This window comes from Ureibacillus massiliensis 4400831 = CIP 108448 = CCUG 49529, assembly GCF_000772965.1.
GTDB classification, from domain to species: domain Bacteria; phylum Bacillota; class Bacilli; order Bacillales_A; family Planococcaceae; genus Ureibacillus; species Ureibacillus massiliensis.
In genome coordinates, this window is sequence record NZ_JPVQ01000027.1 from 35,939 (window position 1) to 45,652 (window position 9,714).

The following is a 9,714-nucleotide window of genomic DNA, read 5'->3' on the forward strand; positions in this document are numbered from 1 at the left end:
TCTATCCCAAAAAGTAACGGATTGAAGGTTATTCGTCGTGCGTACCTAAGGTACGCCATTTTTATTTCTATTTTTTATTTCGGGCTTACTTTTTATTTCTATTTTTTATTTCGGGCTTACTGTATCCTAAATTACATGTGTATGTCATCAAGAAATAAAAAAACTCTATGGAATTTTCCATAGAGTTTTTGTTAATTACTATATTAATTATTGAAGGAAAACTTTAATTGCTTGAGATTTACCATCAATTGATAATGTAAGTGTGAACGAATCACCAGATTCAAGTCCATCAGAACCTAAATCAACTGATAGGTTTTGACTAGCGTTGCCAGTAACAACACCTTTATCATTGTTAGAATTAATATCAGAGATTGTAAATACAACTTTTTCTGTATCAGTACCATTAGCGAATGTTACTTCACCGTTAGTCACGTTAATATTACGTGGACCTGAATTAGAATTTAAGTCATTACCATTAGCATCATAAGTTTTTAGAACATCTTGATCAAATTGATCTTCAACATCGAATTTACCTTCAGAAAGGATTTCATTAATGATTTCATCAAGTTTTAATGCTCCATCATTACTATTAACAGTGCTATAATCAACAGTAATATCCTCTAATAATGAGTTTCCTAATGAGTCTTTATCAACAACAGCAAATCTTGCTGAAACTTTTGGTTCTTCATTAACAAGAGTTAATGCATGTGTAATTGAAGTACCATCTTCATTAATGATTACTGTAACTTCTGTTTCAACTTTATCGCCTTCGTCAGTTAAAACATTGTTATAAGATCCAGAAGCAGTAATTCCTGTGCTACTATCACCTGTTAAATATTTTCCTGGTATAATTTGATATGAATTAGGGTTTGTTAATTCAATTTCAAGTCCGTTACCTAATACACCATAAACTGTAATACCCGCATCATCGCTTGTATCGATAGCATCTACAACTCCATCGCTTTTTACAACATATGACTTGAAGTCTTCAAACTCTACAGTACGGAATGTTACATCTAATGTATCTAAAATTGGGTTATCTTGAACATCTTCTCCAACTAAGCTAAATTCAACTGTTGCATTCCCACCATTTGCAGTGAATGTAAACTTACCGTCACTGTTGTTGTTAATTGTTTGGTAAGTTGTGCCATTAACAACTTCAGTAGAATCTCCTGATGCAATGATATTATTATTTAATACTCTCGCACGTACTTTATATTTTTCCCAAGAACGATTACTATCAGCTGGTGCAGCATTATGATTTGCAGCATCGTTTGAGTAATCATCATAAATACGACCGTATTGATCTTCAAAAACAATATCTTCAAATTTGATCGTAGTTGTATCACCTGATGCAATATAAGTTAATGCATTATCAGCGATTTTTACAATTTTTTCTGGGTGAGCATTTGGTTCAACAAATAAAGTTAGTGTATTCTCAACACCAGATTTATCAACTTCAATCTCGATATCAAATTCTTCTGCTTCATCTCTTAGATTGTCGCTAGATTTGAATTTCAAGTATACTTGACCATTTTTCTCAACAAATGTGAAATCAGTCGCTTGGTTTCCAGTCGCATTTTTTACTAAACCATTATCTGGTTTAACAAGAATTTTATCTTCACTTAAGTCATCATTTAAAGATTTAGCATTTGTTATTAATTCACCGCTAGCATCGTAAGCAAATACTGGTAGTAAAACATCTTCATCACCAGCAATTACTTCATTTGGTAAGCCAAGTTCAATGCTATGTGGTTCACCACTATCTGCAACAGTAAATACTTGTGATGTTTCTTCACCTGTAGCTTGTGATCTGAATGTTACAGTGTTATCTCCACTCTTAACATCTGTTATATCATCAGCGAAGATATCAATTGCAAAATAGTATTCACCATCTACGTTAATTACTTCTACACCGTCAAGACCGTGTCCAGAACCATTATCATCTGCATCTTCAATTTCAAAGATATCATCATCTGATACATCAACAGAAAGTCCTTCTCTAACTTGTTCTAACATTGTAGTATCGCCTGATGATGCATTTGAATTAGTATCATCTGCAAATTCCGCATCCATTTCAATACCGTATTGATCTTTTACTTTGAATAGAATTGAGAATTCAGCGTTACGATCTTCTAAATTTTCTACATTTAACTCATCATCATTTGGGCTGTATAATCCTACGATTTCTACTTGAGCAGGTTCACCTTCATCTGAAAGTTGAACATCATGTTTCACGTTGATTTCTTCATCATTACGCTCATAAGTAAATTCTACAGAACCAGTAGCATCATCATCTTCATCTCCGTCTACCCATACAACAAACTTACCATCTTCTACATATGGTGCTTTTACATATGTTTGATTTGCATCTTCATATACATCGATACCATTCACATCTAAATCTTTTAAATAACTTTCGTTTACAGATTCTGTAATATCTTCGCCGTATTGGTTATAGATAGCAAAAGTAATGATAGCTTCTTTGTATTCTTCTCCTCCAGCAACCGGAGTGTTTTCTCTTCCAGTTAATACTAATTTGTCAGATAAGAATTCAATAGTAGTTACTTTTTCACGAGTAGTTGTTACTGTCGCTGTTAAGTCTTGTTCAGTTACACCACTAACTGTTAATGTGTATGTTGCATCTGAGAAAGTTCCGTCAACTGTTAATACAGCTTCTGTTTTTTCTTCATTCCAATCAACATCACTTACAGCGATTGCTGTTGAACTTTGTGCTAATGCAAATTTTGCAGCTTCAGTGTCAACTGAACCATTGAATTGTACTGTTAATTGACTTTTACCAGTAGCTGTCAGTGATTGGATAGCCGTTGCTGCTTCGCCAGCTGGTGCTTCAGCTTTAATAGTAGCGTTTAAGAATGAAGCGAATTGGCCACGAGTTACTGTTCCAGTTGGGTTGAAGTTAGCTGGAGCTGTGATACCAAGTTTTTTCATTGCTAATACAGCTGGTTGATATGGAGCGTAGATAGCATCGATATCGCCTAATACTACGTCAGAAGTGTCGCCAGCAAGATCTACTAAAGATTTACCAGTTACAGCTTCGTAAGCAGAGTTTAATACTACTGCTAATTGTACACGAGAAAGGTTTTGAGCTGGTTTTAAAGAACCGTCTTCATAACCTTCGAAAATACCAGCAGCTTTAACTAAAGCATAGTATTTTTTGTTGTCATCAGTTAAGTATGATGGGTAATCTGTGAAGTATTCTTTTTCTAAGTAGTCAGCTGGTACTTCTATACCTTGAGCTTCAGCCCATTTACCAAGCATTAATACTACTTGTCCACGAGTTACAGCTTCGTTTGGAGCGAATGTACCGTCTGCTTTACCAGATACGTACCCTAATTCTAGTAAGTCTTTAATATTTTGTTCGTGGTCGTTACCAGCGATATCTGAAGGTGTTGCTGCAGATGCCACAGGCACGATCGCAGATGCTACTAAAGTAGCTGTTGCAGCAGATGCTACAAATTTTTTGTATTTCTTTGGTTGGTTAGCCATAGAAAGATTTCCTCCTCTAATTCAATTAAAATTTTAGTTACCCGACACTTATGTGTAGATAAACTAGTACACATAAAAGTTTAGTAGTATATAAATTAGTTGTCAATCATTTTTTAGCACAAATTACATTTTTATTATAATTGTAACTATAAATGAAAAACTAGGTTTATATGCTACGGGATAACTTAAAATCTATATAGATTATTACATAAAAAAATATAAAAAACCAATAGATTCTTCCCACAATTATCATATCACTATATTAATATAACTATTAGGTTGTGTATCGTTAATATAAAATTAATAATGTAGGAGTCTAGCAATTCTATTTACTATTGTAGAAATAGTATTATTTTGTTGGTTAATCGTGAAATTACTAGGAATATTGGAGAATTATAGTTTCATTGTAATTAGACGGGTGGTTTCTGAAGAAGTTTCATGTAATTTGAAATTTATTTTTGTTATTTATACGTTAAGTAATTGTCATTCTTTTAAAGTGGTTTTTAGTGGTTTGTTATTATCCCTAAGTAGCTTTAATCCCTCGACTATTATATGACTAGTTTCCTAATTTATGCATAAAAAGAAGGTCTAAGCAGTGCGAGCTACTTAGACCTTCTTTTCGGGCTACCAACCGTTTTTTTCCTTGCAGGGAAATTACTATATATCATAGAGAAAATCTTACTTCTAGTACAGTGTACCACCTTTATTACATTTTAACAATAAATTATTACAAAGATTACAGGATTATTTTTATTTGCATAGATTACCCACTTTGAGCAGTTCTTTCTCTCGATTGGATAATCCTTCTTTTATTACACTTGCTTTTTCTTTGATCCGCGCGCCACTTCTAATAAGAAGAGAGGTAATGCAATTTGGCGCTTGATTCGTTTTGGTTCCTTCATTAATCGATAGAACCATTCCATACCGATTTTTTGGAATGCCTCTGGTGCGCGTTTTACGTTACCAGCTAATACATCAAAGGAACCCCCTACCCCTTGATAAATCGTTGGGTGAAGTTGTTCTCGGTTTGCATTGATCCAGCTTTCCTGCTTTGGACTTCCCATAGCTACAAATAGGAGATCAGGCTTTGCTTCATTTATTTTCGCAATAACTTTTTCATTATCTTTTTCATAGCCGTCTTGTGTCCCACTAATAATGATACTTGGATATAGCTCCCTCAGCTTCTCAGCAGCCTTATCTGCTATCCCAGGTTTTCCTCCATATAAAAAGATAGCCTTTTGTCGCTTCGCCGCTTCTTCACAAAGTCGCATCATCATATCCACACCTGTAACCCGTGAAGTAATTTGTCCTTTTTGAATTTTGGAAGCAAGGATTACCCCTATACCGTCTGGAATTTGAAATTCCGCATCGTTAAGTAATTTTTTAAGGGATGGATCATTTTTGGCTTTGATAATCTTTTCCGGATTGATCGCAACAATTAGAGATTTCTCTTTTGTTTCAATTCTGTCGAAAATCATGGGGATCAGTTCATCATAGTTTTCTGTATTTACATTTATACCTAGTACTGTTTCTTTCATATTGAATTCTACCGTCCATTACATCACCTATGGAAGTGATGGTTTTTATTTTAGTTATTTCCATCTTAACAAAAAAAGAGGCAGCATGCATCTTTCATTGCACACTGCCTAGGTTCAACTATTTATTTTTAGAATCACCAAGTAAGTGGTATTGGAAGCCTGCTTCCTGCCAAGCTTCACGGTTTAAGCAATTTTTCGTATCAAACACAATTTTGTTTCGCGCTGAGATTGATAACGGATTGTATTCTTTAAACTCATTATGATCCGTTAAGAATAAAAGAATATCGGCTTCTTTTGTCGCTTCTTCTAAGCTTTGCGTTTGTGTTACATGTTTATTTTCCTTTATATGTGGATCATAAGACACGACGTCTAAGCCCAATTTTTGAAGTTCGTATATAACTTCTGTTGATGGACTTTCTCGCATATCATCGACATTGCCTTTAAATGCTAGTCCAAGCACTGCTACTTTTGCACCTGCAATTTTATTTTGGTTTAAAATGGCTTGTGTTTTCTGTGCAGTGAATGCTGGCATATTATCATTTGTGTTACGTGACATATGAACGATTTGCGCTTTTTCTCCACCAAGCTCTACTAGGAACCACGGGTCTACCGCAATACAGTGTCCCCCAACACCAGGGCCAGGGAAATGGACATTTACACGTGGGTGATAGTTCGCAAATTTAATTGCCTCCCAAATGTTCACGTCTAACAAATCTGCCATTTTTGCTAGTTCATTCGCAAAAGCAATATTTACATCACGATATGTGTTCTCCATTACTTTTACTAACTCTGCAGTCGTTGCATCTGTTAAATGGATTGTTCCTTTAACGAAAGTTTCGTATAGTTCTTTTGTCATTTCAGCAGATTTTTTATTAATTCCACCAACAATACGATCATTATTCACTAACTCATCGAAAATACGACCAGGAATAACACGTTCTGGTGAATGGGATACAAATAAATCCACACCTATTTCTAGGTCTGATTTGATCAATTCAGGAATCATAATACGCTCCACAGTTTTTGGTGGAACTGTTGATTCAAGGATTACTAAGTTTCCTTTTCTTACATAAGGAACGATTGCTTTAGTTGCTTCACGAACATATTCTAGGTTCGCTGTTTTATCTGGATTGATTGGTGAAGGAACAGCAACGATAAACACGTCGGCTTCCTCTGGTGTAGTAGAGGCAGTTAAGAATCCTTCATCTACCGCTTTATTTAAGCGTTCTTGTAAGCCATTTTCCTCAATGTGTAATTGCTTTTCCTGAATGCTTCGTACGGCTGCTGGATTCACATCCACTCCATGCACCTTTACACCGTGGTTTGCAAACATAACTGCTGTTGGTAAGCCAATATACCCTAACCCAACAACACAAATTTTCTTTGTCATAATGATCGTTACTTCCTTTCAAATATTAAGAACAATTATGTTTATATAATTTCATTCGTTAATTTTAACCTATTTGGTTCAATCCTGCATTTTAGTATACAACTTTCGAGTTGGTCTGTGAATTAAAATTCAATTAAATCATTGTTACATTGTTCAAGACCGGAGGTTTTGAGCGCATACTAAATATACTTGATCATATAAGTCTTCATTATGGGTACTTAAAAACCAGGTTTAAAGCACATACTTTTTATTTGAGCGAACAAGCGCTTCATTGGATCACTTATTCTTATAATTGGTCGTATACTACTTTCTCTTGATCACATAGCCACTTTTTAAAATATTAAAGTCACCTTTCGAGCACATAAACATGGATTTTGAGCGCTTGTCTAATTAATTGGATCACTTAATATGTTCTCTTGATTACTTAGCATTCGCTTTTGGTCACATAACTTTCTTTTGAGCGGATAAGTAATTCATTGGATCACTTATCTAAACATTTGGTCACATAATTTTTGTTAGCCTATATTAGATGCTATTCGAAGCGTCTAATTACTTAATATATATCTGCTTGATTTAGTTGCGCCAATTCTTTCTAAACTATTTGCTTTTAGAATTCTTTTAGCTTCATGTCTGTTTCTTAATTGTAAGAAAGATACAGCTTCTTGCGTTGTGACAGTTTTGTTTATTAGCATATAATAGTCCTTCAATGCTTGTTCATGGGCGTGCATATTACTCTTTTTACATTTTGGACAATACCATGTTCTTAACGTTCTTACCATTGGAATGGTTCCACATTGCGGACATTCTACTCCTGAGATAATTTCATTTCTTTTAATTTCATATTTGTTACATAACGGAAAAGTAGTACTTTCATAAGGAATGTTACTTAGTATTCTAACCAATTTTTCTGTATCAATTAGTTTTTGCGATTCTGATTGATTCCATAGATAAGTTATTATTTCTCTACCAATTTTTACTGGAAATATATCTGATGGTGTTTTAATGATTGCGTTGTTAAATGGAAATACGATCACACCATATATAGGTGCTTTTATTTTCATACTTTCTAGTAAAAGTTTCAGCCCTAGACAATATTGTTCTAGCTGGATTTCTGGACTTCCTAGAATCTGATATTTCCCGTCCTCTTCTTCACGCACGAGTTGTCTTGGATTTTTTCTGAAATGAAGAAACCCTTTGATGTTTTTAACTTCTAATAGGAGACACAAGCTTGGTGCTACAATCAACACATCAATCTGCACATCTACCTTCGATTTGAATTGAACATTGTGTAATACATAAGTGTTTTTAGGGAGTTCGTTTTCTGAAAGTAGTTGAAGAATATACTGCTCCCCTTGTTCGCCAGCTTCGTAGCGGGAGAGTTCTTCTATTATAGTAGGATATTTTTCGTGTGTGGGAGGGATGCGATTTTTAAGAGCGGTAAGTCCGAGTGTTATATCGTAGCTTGAAAATGGTTTTGCGATCAAATTTCTTCTTCTCTCCTTTTTGCTTATAAGATATCAAGTTTCGAAGGGGATGGGAATAGTGGTTCTGGAAACTTTTTATTTGGGAGGAACTTTGATTGGCAAAATCGATTTTTGGAGGGTGGGTTTTGAGACCCTATCGTATCGGTTCAAATGGACTTTTTCTGAGAGAGGTCTTCTATCAAGCTCCCATTATAGATTTGTTGAACCCAATTATATTTCTTTAAGATGCATATTCCTCAACGATATTTTCATAAGTTGTTTTTATATATTTCGTTTGCATTCAATATAGTACGAAGGCTCTAGAATGATTAAATTTTATCATCCTAAGATTCATGCAATGTACAATTTTTCAATGTTCGAATAAATTATAGAAACTATGTATAATAAGTTCATTATTTGGTAATAATAGGGTGTAACAACAGAAGGAGGGATATGAATGAAAGATTCAAAACACTATTCTTTAAGTAAAACAGATTGGATATTCGGGATTGTTGGTTCTGGTATTGTTGTTTTGGTCATTCATTTTTTTATCTCTTAATGAACTGAATTTCGGTTATTTTGATTTTGCCTATCAAATCGCATAGCTTCCCCTCCCTTTATAGAATGATTTTCTAATAGATTCGAATATCCGAGTTTTTTGGATCTTTCATCCATGCCTTCTATTGTAATAGTAAAAGCACCTGCTCCTTATTGGATTGCAGGTGCTTCTATTTTTGTGTGACAATCATATTTTGTAATGCGACCGCGTATTGTGAATATAAGTTTTGTAAGTCCATCATGCTGCCTTTCCTCCGTAGCAATTCAAAAATTCGTTATTCGTGGATGTTGGTGGATGGGTTCTGAAATTCGATGTAGCTCTTAACTACTTTTTGATTTCAACTTTTCTTTTCTTACCACTAAATCATAAAAAAGTTTTTCATTTCTTGCGGTAAGCGCTTCGTCAATTAGGCGTTCGAGATTTTTTTCTTCTAGTGAGTTGATAATATGATCGATTTCCGTCTCATTTTCCATCGGTACAAGGTTCAGCTGTTGCTTTTGTGACATCGCCTCGTCAATAATTGGCATCAGGTGATCATGTACATTTGATTGAACGAGTAATTGATATAATGGGTAGCGAATAAAACGATTGCCTTTTTGGAACACAAAGACTTCAGACAGGTTTTCAATCTGCATTGTGTTCAGATTGATAATCATTTCCTTCCCTTCCACTGGAATGAAGTGATACAATTCGTTTTCTTTAATAATGGAGAAGTATTGATAAGCAAATACCAAGCGTAAGTTATCCCCCGACACCTTCGTATAAAAAGGCTTTATATATTGAACATGAACCATATATCCCCCTCCTAAATTTCGAATTTTATGACATTTTAACACATTTTCGTATGTTACCCAAGTGTAAGCGTTTGCAGATTAATAGTTTTATGCGGTTTCTTTATGAGAATTTAATCGCACTTTCATGTGTTAAATTGTGGTTATTATTATCATACGAAATACATGTGGTGATAATGATATATTCCCCACACTTTTCATCTTTCAAACTTAGGAGAGGTCGGAATTTTTGGCATTTAGAATTTTCGTTGGGTATTGGGGATTGTTTGAGAATGTGGGTTGTGGTGTAGGATTTTTTAGGGCGAAATTTTCTTTGGATCACATAAAAAGTGCTCTGGATCGCATAGCTTGCCGTTTTGGGCGGATAGCCGACTGATTGGAGCGGATGTGTTTTTTCGTTAGAGCTGCTGTATGGATTCGAGCGGATACGCTTTTCTTTGGATCACATAAATAGTGCTCTTGA

Annotated in this window: 5 protein-coding genes; all 5 read right to left on the bottom strand. The window is 34.7% G+C overall.

Annotated features, from left to right (window positions below; genetic code table 11):
- Window positions 1–207: 207 nt before the first annotated feature.
- The 5 genes from CD30_RS13405 to CD30_RS13425 all read right to left on the bottom strand — a co-directional run bounded on the left by CD30_RS13405 (window position 208) and on the right by CD30_RS13425 (window position 9,254).
- Window positions 208–3,510 carry an S-layer homology domain-containing protein gene (locus CD30_RS13405; RefSeq protein WP_036177867.1) on the bottom strand — a complete coding sequence of 1,101 codons (3,303 nt, stop codon included), beginning with the start codon at window positions 3,508–3,510 and terminating at the stop codon, window positions 208–210.
- An 812-nt stretch (window positions 3,511–4,322) separates the two neighbouring features.
- The gene (locus tag CD30_RS13410) at window positions 4,323–5,048 is read right to left on the bottom strand and encodes a WecB/TagA/CpsF family glycosyltransferase (RefSeq protein ID WP_036177869.1); all 726 of its coding nucleotides are present in this window, start codon (window positions 5,046–5,048) and stop codon (window positions 4,323–4,325) included.
- A gap of 118 nt (window positions 5,049–5,166) precedes the next feature.
- Window positions 5,167–6,438 (bottom strand): nucleotide sugar dehydrogenase, encoded by a 1,272-nt coding sequence (locus CD30_RS13415; RefSeq protein ID WP_036177871.1) that lies wholly within the window; start codon window positions 6,436–6,438, stop codon window positions 5,167–5,169.
- Between the two features lie 545 nt (window positions 6,439–6,983).
- The gene (locus CD30_RS13420) at window positions 6,984–7,922 is read right to left on the bottom strand and encodes a nuclease-related domain-containing protein (RefSeq protein ID WP_036177873.1); all 939 of its coding nucleotides are present in this window, start codon (window positions 7,920–7,922) and stop codon (window positions 6,984–6,986) included.
- Between the two features lie 858 nt (window positions 7,923–8,780).
- Window positions 8,781–9,254 carry an IDEAL domain-containing protein gene (locus CD30_RS13425; RefSeq protein ID WP_036177875.1) on the bottom strand — a complete coding sequence of 158 codons (474 nt, stop codon included), beginning with the start codon at window positions 9,252–9,254 and terminating at the stop codon, window positions 8,781–8,783.
- Between the last annotated feature and the right edge of the window lie 460 nt (window positions 9,255–9,714).